Here is a 19,288-nt window from a genome sequence, read left to right as displayed (position 1 = left end):
GCGCGGGCAGGGCTAGCTGCGCCCGCGGACCACCAGGATGATCGCGATGATCGCGGCGAGGACGCCGGCGCCGATGCCCACGGGCACGAGGCGCTTGATCACCGCGTCGCGCGAGCTGTCGAGCAGGTCGATCGCCTCGACCTGCTGGCGACGCGGCTGGCTCGGCTGCGCGGCGGCCTGTCCGGAGCCGCTCGCGGCCCCGCCGACCGACGCGCCGGGCTTGGCGCCCGAGTCGCCCTTGGCGGCCTCGGCCACCGTGGTCGGCATCGCGGCGGCGGCGGGCGCCCCCGACCCGGAGGAGACCGGGGCGGGCGCGGGCGGGCCGGTGACCGGCGCGGCGTCGCCCGAGGCCACGGCCTCCGGCGCGGGGCCGGTGCCGTTGCCGCCGGTGGACCCGGTGTCGGTCCCGGTGACCGTGGCGGCCGCGGGGCCGCCGGCCGTGCTGCTGCCGAACTCGTCGGCGAGGCAGGACGCGAACTGCCCGAGGATCTTGTCGCCGACGTCGGCCATGACGCCGCGCCCGAACTGGGCCGGCTTGCCCGTCACCTGCATCTCGGTGAGGACGTTGACCTTGGTCTTGCCGCCGTCGTCGGTCATCGTCAGCGTGGCCTTGGCCGACGCGGTGCCGTTGCCGCGCGAGTCGCGACCCTGGGCGTCGACGACGACCTTGTGGTTGGTCTTGTCACGCTCGACGAACGTGCCCTTGCCCTTGTAGGTCATCGAGATCGGGCCGAGCTTCACCTTCACCGTGCCGGTGAAGTCGTCGCCGTCGCGCGAGTCGAGGGTGGCGCCCGGGAAGCACGGAGTGACCTTCTCCGGATCGTTCAGGGCGTCGAACACGGTGTCGATGTCCACCGGGACGGTGAACTCGTTCTCCAACTTCACTCGGTACCTCCTGTGCGATCACGACGGCGGCCCGCCCCCGCTGCTGCGGGGGCGGGCCGGGACGTCGCGACGATCGGATCGTCGGACGGGATGGACCGCGGAGGACTCAGCCCGCGGCCGCGAGGACGGCCCGACCGGTGAGCACCCTGGCGAGGTGCTCGCGGTAGTCGGTACCGGCGTCCGCGTCCGCGGTGGGGCTGGTGCCCTCGGCGGCCGCCTGGGCGGCCTTGCGCACATTGTCCTCGGTGGCGCTCTGACCGACCAGTGCCGACTCGACGGCCGTGGCGCGCACCGGGGTGCCCGCCATGTTGGTCAGCCCGATACGGGCATCGGAGATCGTGCCCCCGTCGACCTTGATCGTCGCGGCCACGGCCACGATCGACCAGGCCTGGGCGACCCGGTTGAACTTCTCGTACCGCGCGCCCCAACCCGTGTACTTCGGGAAGCGGATCTCGGTGAGGAGCTCGCCCTCACCGATGGCGGTGGCGAAGTAGTCCTCGAAGAAGTCCGCCGCCGCCACCGTGCGGGTGCCGTTCGCCCCCGCAATGACGAACTTCGCCTCGAGGGCCAGCGCCGGCGCGGCGAGGTCGCCGGCCGGGTCGGCGTGGGCGAGGGCCCCGCCGAGCGTGCCGCGGTGGCGCACCTGCGGGTCGGCCACCGTCTTCGTCGCCTCCTGGATGAGGGCGACGTGCTGGCGCAGGATGTCGTCACGGGTGACGTCGTGGTGCGACGTCATGGCCCCCACGACGACCTCGTTGCCGTCCTCGCGGACACCCCGCAGCTCCGGGATTCCCCCGAGGTCGATGATCAGCGACGGGTCGGCCATGCGCAGTCGCAGCACCGGCAGCAGGCTCTGGCCGCCGGCGAGGAGCTTGGCGTCGTCGCCGCCGTCGCGCAGGGCTTGCAGCGCCTCCTCGACCGTGGTGGGCCGGACGTAGTCGAACTGGGCCGGGATCACAGGTTGCCTCCCTCGGGCATGTCACGGGCGGTGGAGCCGAGACCGGCACCCGGCGAGGCGACGTTCGCCTCGTCGGCGCGGCCGGAGGTCCCCGACGAGTTCTGGATGGCGCTCCAGACGCGGTAGGGGGTGGTCGGCATGTCGATGTCCTTGACGCCGAGGTGCCGGATCGCGTCGAGCACCGAGTTCACGACCGCCGGGGTGGAGGCGATCGTGCCCGCCTCGCCGACGCCCTTGACCCCGAGCGGGTTGGTGGTCGACGCGGTGGTGGTGTTCGCGGTGTCGAAGCTGATCAGGTCCGCCGCACTCGGCAGCGTGTAGTCGACCAGCGTGCCCGAGAGCAGCGTGCCCTGGTCGTCGTACGCGGCCTCCTCGTAGAGGGCCTGGGCGATGCCCTGCGCCAGGCCGCCGTGGACCTGTCCCTCGACGATCAGCGGGTTGATCACGTTGCCCACGTCGTCGACGCAGACGTACTTGTACATCGAGACGAACCCGGTCTCGGTGTCGACCTCGACGGCGCAGAGGTGCGTGCCGTGCGGGAACGAGAAGTTCTCCGGGTCGAACGTCGCGTGGGCGTCGATGTCGGGCTCGATGCCCTCCGGGTAGTCGTGGGCGGCGAACACCGCGAGCGCGATGTCCTGGATGCCCACGCCCTTGTCGGTGCCCTTGACCGAGAACTTCCCGGCGGCGAACTCGAGGTCGCCCTCGGACGCCTCGAGCATGTGCGCGGCGATCGGCTTGGCCTTCTCGATGACCTTCTCGGCCGCCTTGACGACGGCGATGCCGCCGACCGCGAGCGAGCGCGAGCCGTAGGTGTCGAGGCCCCGATAGGACGACTGGGTGTCGCCGTGGAGGATCTCGACGTCGTCGAAGCCGACGCCGAGCTGGTCGGCGACGATCTGCGAGAACGCGGTCTCGTGGCCCTGGCCGTGCGGGCTGACGCCGACGACGACCTCGACCTTGCCCGTCGGCAGCATCCGGATGGCCGCGGTCTCCCAGCCACCGGCGCCGTAGTCGAGCGAGCCGAGTACGCGCGAGGGCGCGAGGCCGCACATCTCGGTGAAGGTCGAGATGCCGATGCCGAGCTGCTTGACGTCGCCACGCTTGCGGCGCTCCGCCTGCTCCTTGCGCAGACCGTCGTAGTCGAACATCTGCATGGCCTGGTCGGTCGCGGCCTCGTAGTTGCCCGTGTCGTAGGTCAGCGTGCTGACCGTCGTGAACGGGAACTCGTCGTGCTTGATCCAGTTCTTCTTCCGGAACTCCATCGGCTCCATGCCGAGCTCCAGCGCGGCCTCGTCCATCAGGCGCTCGATGCCGAAGGTGGCCTCCGGACGACCGGCGCCGCGATAGGCGTCGGTGAGCGTCTTGGTGGTGAAGACGTTGGTGCAGTCGAACCGGTAGGCCGGGATCTTGTAGATCGCGTTGAACATGAACGCGCCGAGGATCGGCACGCCCGGCCCGACGAGGCCGAGGTAGGCGCCCATGTCGGCCAGGAGCTTCACGTCCAGGCCGGTGATCGTGCCGTCCTTGGTGACCGACATCGTCAGGTCCTGGATCTGGTCGCGGCCGTGGTGGGCCGTGAGCAGGGACTCCGAGCGGGTCTCGGTCCACTTCACCGGCTTGCCCAGCTTCTGGGACACCAGGAGGGTGACGACCTCCTCGGGGGCCACGGCGATCTTGCCGCCGAAGCCGCCGCCGACGTCCGGCGCGATGACGCGGAGCTTGTGCTCGGGCAGGCCGAGGGTCAGCGCGAGCATCGTCTTGAGGATGTGCGGCACCTGGGTCGAGGACCACATGACGAGCTGCTCGCCCGTGGGGTCGACGACCGTGGAGCGGGGCTCCATGAACACCGGCACGAGGCGCTGCTGGCGGAAGCGGCGGCGGACCACGATCTGGTCGTCGTCGGACTCCGCCTTGCTGATGGCCTCGGTCGCGTTGCCGCCGGAGCCCGCCTCGCCCGAGTCGAACACCCACTGGGCGTTCGAGTTCGTGCCCAGGTCCGGGTGCACGAGGGTGGCGCCGTCCTTCAGCGCCTCCTCCATGTCGAGGACCGGCTCGAGCTCGTCGTAGTCGACCTCGACCAGCTCGGCGGCGTCCTTGGCGATCGCCGCGCTGCGCGCGACGACCACGGCGACACCCTCACCGGCGAAGTTCACCCGGCTGCCGGCCAGCGCGGGACGCTGGGGCGAGCGCATGTCCTTCGTGACCGGCCACGCGCACGGGAGCTGCACCTGGTCGGCGCCGATGTCGGCGGCCGTGTAGACGGCGACGATCCCCGGCAGCTGCTTGGCCGCCGAGGTGTCGATGCCCTTGATCGTCGCGTGGGCGAACGGGCTGCGCACGATCGCGATGTGCAGCAGCCCGGTGAGGGCCTTGTTGTCGGTCCACTGGGTCCGCCCGGTGATGAGCCGGCGGTCCTCCTTGCGGCGGCGGTCGCGCCCGATCTCCTTGACCGGTGCGTCCGTCGGGTTCTCGGTGGTGGTCATCAGGCGCCTCCGCCGGCAACGGTCTGCTTGGCTCCGGCCTCGGCGGTCGGGGCGGCTCCCGGCTTCATCTTCGTCGCGGCGTCCTGGACGGCGCGCACGATGTTCTGGTAGCCGGTGCAACGGCAGAGGTTGCCCTCGATGCCCTCGCGGACCTCGTGCTCGGTGGGGTCGGGGTTGTCACCGAGCAGGTCGATCGACTGCATGATCATGCCGGGCGTGCAGTAACCGCACTGCAGTGCGTGGTTGTCGTGGAAGGCCTGCTGCACGGGGTGCAGCTGGCCGTCCCGCTCGAGGCCCTCGATCGTGAGCACCTCGGCGCCGTTGGCCTGGACGGCCAGCACCGAGCAGGACTTCACGCTCATCCCGTCGAGGTGAACGGTGCACGCCCCGCAGTTGCTCGTGTCGCAGCCGATCACCGTGCCCGTCTTGCCGAGCCGTTCACGCAGGTACTGGACGAGCAACATGCGCGGCTCGACGTCGTCCTCGTAGACGAGGCCGTCGACGGTGGTCCGGATGCGTGCCATGGACCTCACTCCTCACTCGGTCGAACGACGTGGCACCGGAGCCCGGACGTCGAGACCGAGGACGTGGTGGTGGTGTGCGAACGACGCCCGCTGACTTCGCGCGCGCCTGTGCCCCCATCTCCGGCGTGGTGGCCGACACATCACACCGCCGACCACCGGGCGGCGCAACATCCACTCAGGGGGCGGATGGGCTACCCGAATGACCAGGTCGGAGTGGTTACCGACCTGTACACCGCACACGCGGAGCAAGGGCGGTCAGACATCCGCTTCTGCGGCTCGACACACCCCTGGAACGGGCGGATCGCTGCGGAAAAGAACACTCCGGTCGGTAGGCGAACCGTCCGTTGGGAGGGGTTCGCACCTCACCCGGAACGCACGCGCCGGAACAGGGCGTGGTCGGTGCGTGTGGGGGCGGTCGATGTCAGCCCGGGGGCCATGCTGACGTCCATCGTCAGCGGAGCCCCCACGATCACCGACGGGCGAGGCGCTCGCGGGCCCAGTGGTGGTAGCCGGCCGGCAGCTCCGGCACCTCGAGCAGGCGGGCGGCGCGGTCGCGCTCGTGGTGGACGATGGCGAACACCTCCGACACGGTGACGCCGTGCGCGGGCCGGTCGACGACCTCGATCGGGTCGCCGGCGGCGAGCGTGCCCGTCGACGCGACGCGCAGGTAGACGCCCGGCCGGACCGCGGCGGTGAAGCGGCGCGGCATGGACCGGTCCCCGGCGCGCAGGCCGAGCTTGAAGCACGGGGTGCGCGGCTGGACGACGACGAGCTCGGCGCTCCCGATCCGCCAGCGCTCGCCCACGACGGCATCGCGCAGGTCGTAGCCGACGGTCGTGAGGTTCTGCCCGAAGATCTGGTCGTCGAGCGCGCCGAGCTCGCCGCGCCACCAGGCGAGGTCCTCCTCGCCGTAGGCGTAGACGGACTTCTCCGGCCCCCCGTGGCTGACGCGGTCGGCCTGCTCGTCCCCGGCGAGGTTCTCGGGGCCGACCTCGACCGGCCCGTCCACCGGCTCCTTCCAGATGGCGGTGCTCGTCGTCTCGCCGTCGCGGGGTCCCGGGACCTCGCGCGGGCGGCCGACGGCGACGGTGCGGACGATCGGGGTCATCGGTCGGGGCCCTTCCCGCTGAGGTCCGGACGCAGGGGCGCGGTCGTCCGGTACCGCCACGCGCCCCACCACAGCCCTGCTCCGTAGGCCAGGTCGTCCAGCCGGTGGGCGACGACGTGGCCGACGACGTCGTCCGGCCCGTCGCCGGGCGAGCGGAACCGGGCCCAGTCGGCGACGCCCTCGACCACGCCGGCGACGAGCAGCGCCCGGCGGACCCGGCGGGACACCACCGCGCCCGCCACCGCCGCCGGCCACCAGTGCCGCGTGAGGGCCCCGGCCGCCTGCCACGCCGCGCCGCCGAGGCCCCAGGGCGCGAGCACCGCGGCGAGGGCGACGGCGCGCCGGATGTCGCCGAGACGCGTGTCCTTCCGGCCCGGCCGCGCCAGCCCCCGCGCCAGGCGGGCCGTGGCCAGCAGCGTCACGGCGCCCGCGGCGGCGGTGCTCCACCGGCGCTGGACGCCGAGCAGGGTCATGGCGGCCGCGGTCCACGGGGCGAGGGCGACCGGCGGCACGCGGCGCGGGTGACGCAGGGCCAGCGGGGCGGCGCCGGTGCCGTAGAACGCCTTGCGCTCGAGCCACGCGCCGACGGCGTCGCGGTGCTCGTGCGCCACCCGGGACGACGGCTCGTAGCGCAGGCGCCAGCCGGCGGCGGCGAGGCGCCAGACGAGGTCGACGTCCTCGGCGACGGGCATGTCCTCGGCGAACCCGGCGCCCAGCGCCTCGCGGCGGACGAGCAGCGCCGCACTCGGGACGTAGGCGACGCGGGAGCGGGCGGTGACCGGGGCGGCGCGCGGCCCGAGGTCCAGGCTCGAGCGTCGCTCCTCGTAGCGGGCCACGGTCCGGCGCGCGATCGAGCGGGGGGATTTCCTGACCCTATCGGCGTGCTGTGCTGAACTTGTCAGCGTGGCCCCCGGGCCGGCACCGGCCGACGACGCCTCCCAGGCCACGATGCGGGGGGCGGCGAGGACGACGGCGGGGTCGGCGAGGTGACCCAGGAGCGGGGCGAGCCAGCCGGGCTCGGGGACGACGTCGGAGTCCAGGAACGCGACGATCTCGCCGGCCGCGGTGGCGGCGCCGGTGTTGCGGGCGGCGGCGGGCCCGCGGGAGACCGGATGGCAGACCACGCGCGCGCCGTGGGCGGCGGCCACACGGGCCGTGGCGTCCGGGTCGGTCGAGCCGTCGTCGACGACGACCACCTCGGCGATCCCCGGCGCGGTCGCGGCCAGCGCACCGAGCAGGCGGGCGAGCTCGCCGGGACGGTCGCGGACGGGCACGACGACCGAGACCGCGGCGGGCGCCGGGGCGTCCGGGTGGCCGGGATCGGGGTGGGCGACGCCCGCGTCGGTGAGCAGGCGCGCCAGTGCCGCCGACGTCGCGTCGGTGACCGTGAGCCGCGCGTCCGGCGCGATCCCGTCCGGGCCGGCGAGGCGCCCGTACGCCGCGGGCGAGAGGTGCAGCACGCGCGGCGGCGAGCCCCCGATCAGCGTGCGGCCGCGATCGGCGCGCCACACGCGCCGGTCGAGCACGACCGCCCAGCCGTGCGGGGGGCGTGTCGCCGTGGCGGGGGCCGCGGGGCTGACGGTGGAGGCGCTGATGGCGGGCGAGTCTAGGCAGCCGCGCGGTGGGTCGTCAGCGATCGAGGACACGCAGGACGTCGTCGTCGGTCAGCTGCCCGAAGTCGTCGTAGACGTCACCGACCGCGCGGAAGTCCGGCGGGACGAGCACGGCGACGACGGTGCCGCCCCAGTCGTCGGCCAGGCGCTCGAGCGCCGGCGGCGCCGCGACCGGTACGCCGAGCACCAGGCTCGACGGGCCACCGGCGACCAGCGCCTCGAGCGCCGCCCGTGCCGTCATCCCCGTCGCCACCCCGTCGTCGACCAGGACGACGTCCCGCCCCGCCACGCGGCCTCGCCACCCCGACCCGTAGGCCTCCTCGCGGCGGGCGGCCTCGGTGCGCTCGGCGACGACGAGGTCGTCCAGCACGTCCGGGGGCAGGCCGGCGTTCTGCAGCGCGAGGTCGAACCACACCGGCTCGCCGTCCACGGCCACCGCGCCGAGCCCGGCCTCCGGGCGCCCCGGTGCCGTGATCTTGCGGGCGACGCCGACGTCGACCTCCGCCCCGTCCCCCAGCGCCGCGGCCGCCGCCGCGGCGACCGGCACGCCCCCGCGGGCGAGACCCACGAGCAGGGGGCGGTGCAGGTCCAGTTCGGCGAGCGCCCGACCGAGCGCGCGACCGGCTCCGTCGCGGTCGGCGAAGGGGGCCATCGCCCGGAGTCTAGGTCCGGCCGGCGATCGACGTCGTGACCCTGGCCGAGCGCCGCCGGCTCAGGTCAGGCGTCCCATCGCGTCGTCCACGGCCCACCGCTCGACGGCCGTGACGAGCGCGGCGACGATCACCGAGACCGTCTCGGCGCCCTCGCCGGCCGTCGCGCCGGTCGGGTCGCCGAGCACGCCCGACGGGCTCACGTCGCGCACCGAGCCGGCGCTGATCGCGGGCATGAGCTCGCGCAGCGGGGCGGTGTTGCCGGGGGCGGCGAGGTCCGGGCGCACGGTGTCGGGCGCCAGCGCGAGCATCACGCCGGTCTCGTGGTGCCCGGCGTGCGCGTCGGCGCCCGGGACGCCGCACGGGAACCACGCGACGTCGCGCCCCTCGGAGCGCAGCAGGGCGACCGCGGCGCGCAGGGCGCCGACGTTGCCGCCGTGCCCGTTGACGAGCACGAGCCGGCGGGCGAAGCGACACGCCGAGCGCCCGAGCTCGACGATCACCGCCGCCAGGATCTCGGTGCCGATCGACACCGTGCCCGGGAACGTCTCGTGCTCCCCGGACGCGCCGTAGGGCAGGGCCGGGGCCACCGGCAGGCCGCTGCGCGCCGCGACCGCCGCGGCGATCGCGGTGTCGGTGCCGAGCGGCAGGTGCGGGCCGTGCTGCTCGGTCGCCCCGACCGGGACGAGCAGCACCGGCACGTCCTCGCACTCCGGCCAGCGGGCCTCGGCCATCTCCACGCGCCGACCCTATGTGAGCGGAGTTCGGTGCTATAGGCCCGAAGATCGCTCACGTCTACGTGCGCGATCTTCCCGGCTATCGCCGTGGACTTCGCTCACGGAGGCCCTCCCCGGCAGCGGTGCCCTCGCGGATCGCGGCCCCGAGGTCGCGGGGGGCGACGCAGTCGCCGACGCGGACGACGGGCACGCCCAGCTCCGGCACCTCCGTGCCCGGCAGCACCGGCGTCGGCGGGCCCGCGTGCACGACCCAGTCGGCCGGCCACGGCGTCACCTCGCCGGTGAGGTGGGCGAGCACGTCGAGGACCGGGCCGGGACGGGCGCCCAGCACCACGCGATCCGTGTGCTCCTCGATCCCGAGGTCGGCGGCGCGACGTCGCCAGCGCTCGCGATCGAGGGTCGGCGCGAGGGCGCCGGCCGCGACGAGCGCCGAGGTCAGCGTGGTCACGCTCGCGCCGCGCCGGGCGAGCAGCTCGGCGGTCGAGGTCGCCGCGTGCGAGCGCCCGGCATCGACGACGAGGACGTGCCCGCTCGGGGTGACGCGCCCGGCCAGGACGTCGGTGACGTCGACGACGCGGGCGAGCCCGGACGCCCAGGCGGGCAGGGCGGGGCGGGCGCCGGTCGCGAGGACGACGGCGTCGGCGTCCTCCGCGGCGCGGATCGAGGTTCGCAGCCGCACCTCCACCCCCAGCTCGCGGGCCTCGAACGCCAGGTCGGACACCACGTGCACGAGCTCGCCGCGCTCGGGCGCCCGGGCGGCGAGGGCGAGCTGGCCGCCGAGGGCGTCGGCCCGCTCGGCCAGCGTCACCGCGTGCCCGCACCGCGCCGCCGCGACCGCCGCCGCCAACCCCGCCGGCCCGCCGCCGACCACCAGCACGCGAGCGGACGGGGAGATCGCCCTCGTCGGAGCGGTGACGTCGACGGACACGGCCTCGCGACCTGCCGACGGGTTCACCGCGCACCCCAGGCGCTGGTCGAGGCCGACGCGGGCGATGCACTCCTGGTTGCAGCCGATGCAGCGCCGCACCCGGACCCCGCGCAGGGCCTTCGCCGCGAAGGAGGGGTCGGCGATCTGGCCTCGGACGACGCCGACGAGATCGCACGACCCCGAGCGCACCGCGTCGAGGGTCTGCGCGGGCGTCGTGAACCGCCCCACCCCGATCACCGGCACCGACACCGCGGCGCGCACCGCCGACGGCACGTGCGCCGCGTACCCCGCGGGCACGCCCATGGGCGGCTCGATCAACGACAGGGTCCGGGTGGCGACGCCGACCGCGGTGTTGACGTAGTCGACGTGCGGCTCGACGGCGGCGGCCAGCCGCACCGCGTCGTCGACGGTCGAGCCGCCCGGGATCCCCTCGTCGCCCTGCAGGCGCACGCCCAGCACGCGGTCGGGCCCGATCGCCTCCCGCACGGCCGCCAGCACCGCGAGCAGGAACGGCAGCGCACGCGACGAGGGCAGCTGCCGGATCAACGACGCCTGCGAGCACTGCACCTCGACCCCGTCGAGCCCGCCCGCCGCGACATGGCCGGCCACGACCCCGAACCCCGCCACGAGCCGCGCGAGACCGTGCTCGGAGAGCGCGCGCGGGACCTCCCGGAACATCGGGTCGGCCTCGTCGTCGGCGCCGTCCACCGGCACCCGCGAGTACAGCGACGACGACTGCCCGCCGTTGTGCCCGAGCTGCGCGAGCACGAGCGCGCCGTGCGCGTGCACCGCTTCGGCGATCGCGCGGTAGCCCGGGACGACGGCGGGGTCGGTGCCGTCGACGAGCTTCTCGTAGGGCCGGTCGGCGGGGTCGACCGACTGTTCCTCGGTGATGATCAGCCCGGCGCCGCCGGCGGCGCGCGCGCCGTAGTACGCGGCGTGCGCGGCGGTGGGGAGGCGCGCCACGGCCGCGTTGGTCAGGTGGGCCGGGAACACGATCCGATTGCGCGCCACGAGGGGACCGAGGCGCACGGGGTCGGCCAGAACGCTCACGACAGCAATTCCTGCGCTGCCGCCCGGCCCTCGCGCACGGCCTCGGCGACCGTGCGCGTTGCCACGGCGTCGCCGACGACGTACAGGTCCGCCCGCGGCGCCGGGCCCGCCGGCGCACGGCGCGGGCCGGCGTCGACGAGCACCTCCGCGGGAAGCGACGTCGTCGCCCCCGTGACGACGTCGGCCACCGTCGCCGAGCCGGACGACCAGCCGACCACCCGCGCCTCGGTCACCCGCCGGACGCCGGCGCGGGCGAGGCGGACCTGCGCGTCGACGAGGTCGCCGGTGCGCGCCAGCCCGGGGCCGACGAGCACGCCGGGCGCGACGATGGCGACCTCGCGGCCCTCGGCGGCCAGGCGCTCGGCGAGCGCTACCGCCGCGCCGTCGCCGAGGGGGTCGTCGAGGACGACGGGACCCGGGGGCAGGCCCTCGCGCAGCGCCGCGGCGATCGGCGTCCCGCGCCCCGGCCGGTCCACACCGCCGGTGGCCAGCAGCACCCGGCCGGACGCGGGCACCTCGGCGTCGACCCCGAACGCGAGGTCGACGCCCAGCGCCGACAGCTCACCCGTGTACCAGTCGACGAGCCGCGCGAAGCGCTCGCGACCCGGCAGCCCGGCCACCCAGCGCAGCAGGCCACCGGCCGTGTCGGCACGCTCGACCACCCGCACCGGACAGCCGGCCCGCGCGAGCGTCCGTGCCCCCTCGAGTCCCGCCGGGCCGGCGCCGACGACGAGGACCGGGTCGGCACGACGGGCGACGACCCGCTCGGGGACCTCCGGCGCCGCCACCGTGCACGACACCCGAGGGTTGCGGACGTCGCGCGCCCGGCACTCCTGGTTGGTCAGCACGCAGGGTCGCGGGCCCTCGCCCGCGCGGACGAGGGCGACGAGGTCGGCGTCGGCGAGCTGGGCGCGGGTCATCTCGACGACGTCGGCGTCGCCGGAGGCCAGTGCGGACTCCGCGTCGGAGGCGTCCACCACGCTCCCCGCCAGCACCATCGCCACGCCCGGCACCCGCAGCTCGGCCAGGAGCGGGCGCAGGAAGCCCGGCGGCGTGTGCGCGTCGGGCCGCGTCGCGCCGACCGACAGCGCCGAGCCCCGCACGGGGACGACGAGGTCGACGAGCCCCGCCACCCGCTCCAGAGCCGTGCGCGCCGTGCCGGGTGTGACGCCCGCCCACGGCGCGAGCTCGTCGACGGCCAGGCGCAGACCGACCAGCGCCTCGGCGCCGACGGCGTCACGCACCGCGCCGAGCACCTCGGCCAGCAGCAGACCGCGGTCCGCGCCGTACGCGTCGTCACGCCGGTTGGTCAGCCCGGACAGGAACTGCCGCAGCAGCGCGTGCTGGCCCGCCTGGATCTCGACGCCGTCGCAGCCCGCCGTCACGGCCGCCGCGGCGGCCTGCGCGAAGCCCGACACCACCGCCGTGATCCCGTCGGCGTCCAGCACGGCCGGTACCTCGCCCGAGGCCGGGTCGGGCACCGCCGACGGCGCGCGCAGCGGCCCGCGGGTGTACGCCGACGAACCCTGCCCGCCGGCGTGCCCGAGCCCGGCGAGCACGAGCGTCCGGTACGGACGGCAGGCGTCCGCGATCGCGGCCCAGCCCTCCGCGCAGTCGGCGGCGAGCGGCGCGTACTCGTAGGGGTGGTCGTCGGCCACCACGGACGCCACCTCGGTGACCACCAGCCCGGCGCCCCCGGCGGCGCGCGCCCGGTAGTGCTCGACGTGATCGGCGCCGAGCGCCCGCGGGCGCCGCGGGTCGGCGAGGTTCGTGACGTGCGGCCCGAAGAGCACGCGGCTGCCCGCCGTCCGCACGCCGAGCAACACCGGATCGGCGAGCACGGGCGTGACGGTAGCCGTTCGCCGCGGGGGCCGAACGCCCCGCGGGACGTTCGTCGGCGAGTGACCCCATCGTGGTGCGGTGGTGACGATTCGTCCGCTTTCTCTCACGCTCCGTCATCGCGTTACCCGATTGTGACGAGGTCGACGGGGCGGCGCGGTCGCGTTTCGCGACCGGGGGCGCCGAGGTACTGACACGCCCAGCCCGGCTCATCACGCCGGGTCCCGACGAGCGATGACGCCGTCGACGACGTCCCCGTGGTGCCGATCCACCTCACCGAGCGGCGCCCGGGGGACGCCGACGGGGAGAGGCAGCCGATGACGGGAGCCGTCACCGAGGACGCGACCCGGCCACTGCCACGGCAGCCGGGCCCGGACCCGGCGGCGGGGCCCACACGCCTGCCGGAGGCCCGGCTCGAGCACGTCTTCGAGCGCACGGCCGACACGACGCCCGGGGCGACGGCCGTGGAGCACGAGGGGCGGGCGACCAGCTACGCCGACCTCGACGCGCGCGCGAACCAACTCGCGCACGTCCTCGCCGACCGCGGTGTGCGGCCCGGCGCCCGGGTCGCGCTCTTCCTCGAGCGCTCGCCGGAGACCTACGTCGCCCTGCTCGGCGCGCTCAAGGCCGGCGCGGCCTTCGTGCCCGTCGACCCCGAGTCGCCCGCCGACCGCCTGGCGTACGTCGCCGAGGACGCCGGCGTCGACCTGCTCCTGACCTCCACCGCGCTCGCCGACACCGTCGCGCCGCTGGGCCGCGCCTGGCTCGCCGTCGACGGCGAGGCCGCCACCCTCGACGCCGCCCCCACGCACCGGCCCGCCGACCGTGCCCCCGAGGGCTCTCCCGACGGCTCTGACGACCCCACCGCGTACGTCATCTACACGTCCGGCTCGAGCGGGCGACCCAAGGGCGTCGAGGTCGCGCAGTCGAGCATCACGAACTTCGTCGCGGTGGTGCCCACCGTCTACGACGTGCGCCCCACCGACCGCGTCCACCAGGGCATGACGATCTCCTTCGACTTCTCGATCGAGGAGATCTGGCCGACGTGGGCGGTCGGCGCGACGCTCGTCGTCGGGCCGAACGACGAGCGACGCCTGGGCGCGGACCTCGCCGACCACCTCGAACGCACGCGCGTCAGCGTCCTGTACTGCGTGCCGACGCTGCTCGCCACCGTTCCGCGCGACCTGCCCGGGCTGCGCACCGTCCTCGTCGGCGGTGAGGCCTGCCCGGCCGAGCTCGTCGAGCGCTGGAGCCGCCCGGGGCGGCGTCTGCTCAACACCTACGGACCCACCGAGGCGACGGTGACGGCGACGTGGTGCGAGCTCGTGCCCGACCGCCCGGTCACCATCGGCCGGCCGCTGCCCACCTACGGCGTCGAGCTGCTCGAGGCCGAGGACCCGACGCCGCGCCTCGTGGGCCCGGGCGAGATCGGCGAGATCGCCCTCGCCGGCCCCGGGGTCGCGCGCGGGTACGTGGGCCTGCCGGAGAAGACCGCCTCGGTGTTCGTCACCCACCCGGCCACCGGCCACCCGCTCTATCGCACCGGGGACCTCGGCCGGTGGACCGCCGACGGCGAGATCGAGTACCTCGGCCGCGCCGACGCCGAGGTGAAGGTCCGCGGCCACCGGGTCGACCTCGGCGAGATCGAGAGCGTGCTGCTCACCGACCCCGAGGTCGGCAGCGCCGTCGTCGCGCTCGACCCCGGCGGCGGCGGTGACGCCGGCTCCGGGGACCTCGCCGCGTACGTCGTCGGGGAGTTCGCCGACGCCGAGGCGCTCACCGCCCGGCTGGTCGCGGCGCTGCGCGAGCGCCTGCCCGCCTACATGATCCCGGCGACCCTCGACGTCCTGGACGAGCTGCCGACGCAGGTCAGCGGCAAGGTCGACCGCGCGCAGCTGCCCGCGCCCGCCGGGCGCCGGCTGGTCGCCGCCACCGGCCCCGTGGTGGCGGCGGAGGGCGAGCTCGAGGAGCAGATCGCCGCCGTGTGGGCCGAGGCGTTCGGGCTGACCCCCGCCGAGCTCTCGGTCGAGGCCGACTTCTTCGACGAGCTCGGCGGCCACTCCCTGCTCGCCGCCACCACCGTGACCCTGCTGCGCGAGCGTGGGGTCGGCGGGAGTCCTGCGGTGCGCGACCTCTATGCGCACCCCTCGGTGCGGGCGCTCGCGACCCACCTCGCGGGCGCCGGGTCCGCCACCGCGACCTCGGCGGCGCCCCGGCCCGGTCCCGTCCGTTCGTCGACCCCTCGGGTCGCGGCGGCCGGGACGGCCCAGGCGGTGGTGCTCTACCTGTTCCTGCTCGCCGTGACGCTGCCGGTGAGCTGGGTCTACACGGCGAACGACGGAACGGTCTCGACCGAGGTGCTCGCCCAGGTGCTCGCCGCGGGCGCGGCGGCCTGGTTGGGCGTGCGGTGGCTGCTGCCGGTGCTGCTCGCCCGGCCGCTGGCCGCCGGGATCCGCCCGGGCCGGTACCGCCTCTGGGGGCCGACGTTCCTCCGGCTCTGGACGCTCGACCTCGTGCTGCGGCTCGCGCCGCTGCCGGTGCTGGTCGGGTCGCCGCTGCTCGCCCCCTACCTGCGTCTGCTCGGCGCCCGGGTCGGCCGCCGGACCCACGTCGTCACCGCCGACCTCACGCTGCCCCGGATGCTCCACCTCGACGACGACGCCACCGTGGGCTACGGCGCGGCCCTGCACCCGTGGTCGGTCGAGGACGGCCAGGTGGTCGTCGGACCCGTCCGGCTCGAGCGCCGCGCCGTGGCCGGCGCCAACACCGTGCTCGCGCCGGGCAGCCGGATCGGCCCCGTCGGGATGCTCGCCGAGCAGTCGTCGCTGGGCCGCGACGAGGTGGTCCCGGCCGGGCGGACCTGGGCGGGCTCGCCCCCGCAGGAGCACGAGACCCAGGACGCGGCGCTGGTCGCCATGCGCGACGCCGGCCCGCTGCCGGGCTGGCGGGCACGGCACGTGGCCGGCGCGCTGGCCGGTCTGGTCGGTCTCGAGGCGCTCGCGATCGCCATGGTCGTGCCCTCGGTGATGCTCGTGTGGTCGGCGCTGCTCGCCTTCGGTGTCCTCGCCGGGTTCGCCGCCACGCTGGTGTCCGGGCCCGTGTTCGTCCTGATGGTCTGCGTGGTGGTGGCGCTCGGGCGCCGCGTCGTCCTGGCGCGCACGCCCGTCGGGATCCATCCGGTGCGCTCCTCGCTGGGGCTGCGCAAGTGGATCGCCGACGCGCTGCTGGCGCAGAGCCTGACGTTCACCAACTCGCTCTACGCCACCCTCTACACCGTCCCGTGGCTGCGGCTGCTCGGTGCGCGGGTCGGGCGCGGCGCGGAGGTCTCCACCGCGGCGCACCTCGATCCCGACCTGCTGACCCTCGGCGAGGGGAGCTTCGTCGCCGACATGGCCAGCGTCGGCGCCGCCACGTTCGCCGACGGACGGATGCTGCTGCGCCCGACGTCCGTCGGCGACCGCGCCTTCGTCGGCAACGCGGCCCTCGTCCCGTCGGGCACCGGCACCGGGCACGGCTCCCTGGTCGGCGTGCACACGGTGCCGCCGCCCGCGGGCGTCCCCGACGACAGCTCGTGGCTCGGCTCCCCCGCCATGCACCTGCCGCAGCGCCAGGACTCCGGGGACCACGACGAGCGGGAGACGTTCCACCCGACCCGCCGGCGGGTGCGCGAGCGCCTGGCCGTCGAGTTCGTCCGCGCCACGCTCCCCGCCTCGCTGCTCGGGGTCGGGCTCTACCTCTACCTGCTCACGCTCTCGGCGCTGGCCCGCGGCCGCGATCTGCTGCCCACCGCGCTCGGCGCCCCGCTGATCGCCGCGGCCGCGAGCGCCGCGGTCGTCGCTTACGTCGTCGCCGTGAAGCGCCACATCGTCGGCACCTACCGGCCGCGCGTCGCGCCGCTGTGGGATCCGTTCGTCCGCCGCACCGAGTTCGTCACCGGGCTCTACGAGGCGGCCGCCGTCCCGACGATGCTCGGCCTGCTCGTCGGCACCCCGTTCCTCCCGGTGGCCCTGCGCCGCTTCGGGGCGCGCATCGGGCGGCGCACCTACCTCGCCACCACCTACCTCACCGAGTTCGACCTCGTCGAGATCGGTGACGACGCCGCGGTCGGGCCCGGGGTGTCCCTGCAGACGCACCTGTTCGAGGACCGCGTCATGAAGATGTCGACGGTCCGCGTCGGCGACGGCGCGACCGTCGGGGCGCGCAGCATCGTGCTCTACGACGCCGGCGTCGGCCGCGACGTCGACCTCGACGGCCTGACCCTGCTGATGAAGGGCGAGGAGCTGGGCGACGGCACCCGCTGGCGCGGCATCCCCGCCCGCGGGGTCGAGGAGCCGCCGGATTCCGTGCCGACGATGGAGCTCCCGGTCGTCACCGACAGGACCGACGCCAGCACCGGCGACCGGATCGGGGAGGCGGCGTGACCGCACTCGTGTACCGGGGCCCGGCGAGCCTGCCCGGTTGTCCCGAGGCCGTCGCCTCCCTGCTGGCGGAGCCGCGGTGGGGCCTCGACGTGCGGTTCGTCGGCCCGCGGGAGGACCTGGCCCTGACCGAGCGGACCCTCGCCGGGGCCGAGCTCTACGCCCAGCCCGGCGGCGGCACCCTGCGCCGCGGCTGGCGCCGGATGCGCCGCCACCGCCGCGCCGTGCGGAGCTACGTGCACGGCGGCGGCCGGTACCTGGGCTTCTGTCTCGGCGCCTACCTGGCCGGCGAGTCCCCCGGGTTCGGTCTGCTGCCCGGCGACACCGACCAGTACGTCGCCGGCGACGACGCCGTGCTCGACACCGAGGACGACGCGCTGGTCGACGTGGACTGGCGCGGCCACCGGCGCTCGGTCTTCGCCCAGGACCCGGCGACGTTCGTCCTCGACGAGCGCGCCGACGCCGGCGTGGAGGTCCTCGCCCGCTACCCCGACGGGCCGCCGGCGGCCCTCGTCGCCCCGCACGGCCACGGCCGCGTCGGTGTGGTGGGACCGCACCCCGAGGCCACGCCCGACTGGTTCGCCGACGCCGGGCTGCCCGTCCGTGACGCCCGTGAGCTCGCCCGCGACCTCGTCGACCGCACCCTGGAGCGTGGCCGCCCGTGAAGCTCGCCCTCCTCGCCCTGCTCACCGCCCTCGCCGCGCTCGCGGGCTGCTCCGTCGGGCCCGCCGAGGCCGCCGCCCCGTGGGACCGACGGCCCGCCGTCGACCTCGCCATGGACGTCGCACCCGACCTCCGCAGCGTCACCGGCCGCGAGACCGTGACGTTCACGCCCGACCGGCCGATCTGCGAGCTGGTGTTCCGGACCTGGCCGAACGCCCCGTCGCCCGCCGGTGAGGGCAACGCGCTGCAGGTGACCGACGCATCGGTCGGCGGCCGCCCGACGGCCCCGCTCGTGCGACCCGCGGGGGCGACGGCCGGCGCGCCCGGCACGCTCGTCGAGCTGCCCCTGCCCGCCTGCGTCGCGGCCGGCGAGGTCGTGCGCGCCGAGCTCGGCTTCACCCTGCGCCTCGGGGTGGACGCCGACGAGCGCCTCGGCACCTCGCCGTCCACCGGCACCGCGTGGTTCGGCTCGGGGTTCCCCATGCTCGCCTGGGTCCGCGGGCAGGGCTGGGTCCGCGACGACGCCGTCCGCATTCCCGGCGAGACCGCGGTCAGCGAGGACTTCCGGCTCGACGCGCTGCGCGTCACCGCTCCGGAGGGTGCGGCGGTCTCGGGCGCCGGGCGCGCCGATCCCCCGGTCCCGGGCCCGCGGCCCGGCACCACCACCCACGTCTTCCGGGCCGACGCCGTCCGCGACATCTCCGTCGCGGTCGGCGCCTACCGCGTCCTCGAGCGCGACATCGCGGGCACGCGACTGCACCTGTTCACGCCCGTGAGCGGCACCCGCACCGACCCGGAGCGGTGGGCCGCCGAGCTCGACGGGGCGGTCCGGCGGCTGCAGGACCTGTTCGGACCGTTCCCGTACCCGGACCTGTGGGTCGCGGTCGCGCCGTCCCAGACCTCGGGCCTCGAGTACCCCGGGGCGCTGCAGTTCGGCGACACCCCGCCGCAGCAGCTCGGAGAGCTGGCCGCGCACGAGCTCGCCCACCAGTGGTTCTACGCGCTGGTGGGCAACGACCAGGGCCGCGACCCCTGGATCGACGAGGCCTTCGCGACCTACGCCCAGGCCGTCGTCACCGGCACCGCGGACGACTACGCCCTCGACGACGTCCCCGCGCGCCTGCGCGGACGCCTCGGCGACCCGATGGCCGTCTGGGCCGACCGGGGCTTCGGTCCCTACAACGTCGGCGTCTACACCCAGGGCGCGGCCGTCCTCGTCGCCGCGCGCGAGCAGGCCGGCGCGGAGCGCTTCGACGACGCCGTGCGGGCCTACGTCGCCGCGAACGCCCACCGCGTCGTCACCCCTGACGACGTGGCCCGCGGGTTCGCCGACCTGCCCGCCGTGACCGACCAGCTGACCCGCGCCGGCGCGCTCCGCCCGCCCGGCTGAGCACACCACCCCCGACCCGATCCGAGGAGCGACAGC

Annotated in this window: 13 protein-coding genes; 3 read left to right on the top strand and 10 right to left on the bottom strand. The window is 75.6% G+C overall.

What is annotated here, in order from left to right; translation table 11 throughout:
• Positions 1–12 precede the first annotated feature (12 nt).
• The 10 genes from PH189_RS27535 to PH189_RS27490 all read right to left on the bottom strand — a co-directional run bounded on the left by PH189_RS27535 (position 13) and on the right by PH189_RS27490 (position 12,783).
• Positions 13–885 carry an SRPBCC family protein gene (locus PH189_RS27535; protein ID WP_274192059.1) on the bottom strand — a complete coding sequence of 291 codons (873 nt, stop codon included), beginning with the start codon at positions 883–885 and terminating at the stop codon, positions 13–15.
• Between the two features lie 106 nt (positions 886–991).
• Positions 992–1,843: an FAD binding domain-containing protein gene (locus tag PH189_RS27530; RefSeq protein WP_274192058.1), complete on the bottom strand. Its 852-nt coding sequence runs from the start codon at positions 1,841–1,843 to the stop codon at positions 992–994.
• The gene (locus PH189_RS27525; RefSeq protein WP_274192057.1) at positions 1,840–4,329 is read right to left on the bottom strand and encodes a xanthine dehydrogenase family protein molybdopterin-binding subunit; all 2,490 of its coding nucleotides are present in this window, start codon (positions 4,327–4,329) and stop codon (positions 1,840–1,842) included. The genes PH189_RS27530 and PH189_RS27525 overlap by 4 nt, the downstream gene beginning before the upstream one ends.
• Positions 4,329–4,853: a (2Fe-2S)-binding protein gene (locus tag PH189_RS27520; RefSeq protein WP_274192056.1), complete on the bottom strand. Its 525-nt coding sequence runs from the start codon at positions 4,851–4,853 to the stop codon at positions 4,329–4,331. Before PH189_RS27520 ends, PH189_RS27525 begins: the two co-directional genes overlap by 1 nt.
• A 469-nt stretch (positions 4,854–5,322) precedes the next feature.
• Positions 5,323–5,961, bottom strand: coding sequence for an MOSC domain-containing protein (locus PH189_RS27515; protein WP_274192055.1), 639 nt, complete (start codon positions 5,959–5,961; stop codon positions 5,323–5,325).
• A complete protein-coding gene (locus PH189_RS27510) occupies positions 5,958–7,607 on the bottom strand; it encodes a glycosyltransferase (protein WP_274192054.1) in 1,650 nt (549 codons plus the stop codon). The genes PH189_RS27515 and PH189_RS27510 overlap by 4 nt, the downstream gene beginning before the upstream one ends.
• Entirely contained in the window at positions 7,591–8,226 is a 636-nt protein-coding gene (locus PH189_RS27505) for a phosphoribosyltransferase (protein ID WP_274192053.1), read from the bottom strand. Before PH189_RS27505 ends, PH189_RS27510 begins: the two co-directional genes overlap by 17 nt.
• 60 nt (positions 8,227–8,286) lie before the next feature.
• Positions 8,287–8,958 carry a mycofactocin biosynthesis peptidyl-dipeptidase MftE gene (mftE, locus tag PH189_RS27500; protein WP_274192080.1) on the bottom strand — a complete coding sequence of 224 codons (672 nt, stop codon included), beginning with the start codon at positions 8,956–8,958 and terminating at the stop codon, positions 8,287–8,289.
• Between the two features lie 82 nt (positions 8,959–9,040).
• Positions 9,041–10,942: an oxidoreductase gene (locus PH189_RS27495; RefSeq protein WP_274192052.1), complete on the bottom strand. Its 1,902-nt coding sequence runs from the start codon at positions 10,940–10,942 to the stop codon at positions 9,041–9,043.
• Positions 10,939–12,783, bottom strand: coding sequence for an oxidoreductase (locus tag PH189_RS27490; protein ID WP_274192051.1), 1,845 nt, complete (start codon positions 12,781–12,783; stop codon positions 10,939–10,941). The genes PH189_RS27495 and PH189_RS27490 overlap by 4 nt, the downstream gene beginning before the upstream one ends.
• 315 nt (positions 12,784–13,098) lie before the next feature.
• On the opposite strand from PH189_RS27490, the gene PH189_RS27485 reads away from it, so the two are divergent.
• Genes PH189_RS27485 through PH189_RS27475 form a run of 3 tightly spaced genes read left to right on the top strand, consistent with a single transcriptional unit; the run spans position 13,099 to position 19,252 of the window.
• Positions 13,099–17,202, top strand: coding sequence for a Pls/PosA family non-ribosomal peptide synthetase (locus tag PH189_RS27485; RefSeq protein ID WP_274192050.1), 4,104 nt, complete (start codon positions 13,099–13,101; stop codon positions 17,200–17,202).
• Positions 17,199–17,864 carry a BPL-N domain-containing protein gene (locus tag PH189_RS27480; RefSeq protein ID WP_274192049.1) on the top strand — a complete coding sequence of 222 codons (666 nt, stop codon included), beginning with the start codon at positions 17,199–17,201 and terminating at the stop codon, positions 17,862–17,864. Before PH189_RS27485 ends, PH189_RS27480 begins: the two co-directional genes overlap by 4 nt.
• Positions 17,861–19,252, top strand: a complete 1,392-nt coding sequence (locus PH189_RS27475) for a M1 family aminopeptidase (RefSeq protein WP_274192048.1) — start codon at positions 17,861–17,863, stop codon at positions 19,250–19,252. Before PH189_RS27480 ends, PH189_RS27475 begins: the two co-directional genes overlap by 4 nt.
• Positions 19,253–19,288 lie beyond the last annotated feature (36 nt).

The sequence above is a fragment of the Actinomycetospora chibensis genome (assembly GCF_028737215.1).
Lineage (GTDB): Bacteria > Actinomycetota > Actinomycetes > Mycobacteriales > Pseudonocardiaceae > Actinomycetospora > Actinomycetospora chibensis.
This window is presented reverse-complemented; position numbering and strand designations above follow the sequence as displayed.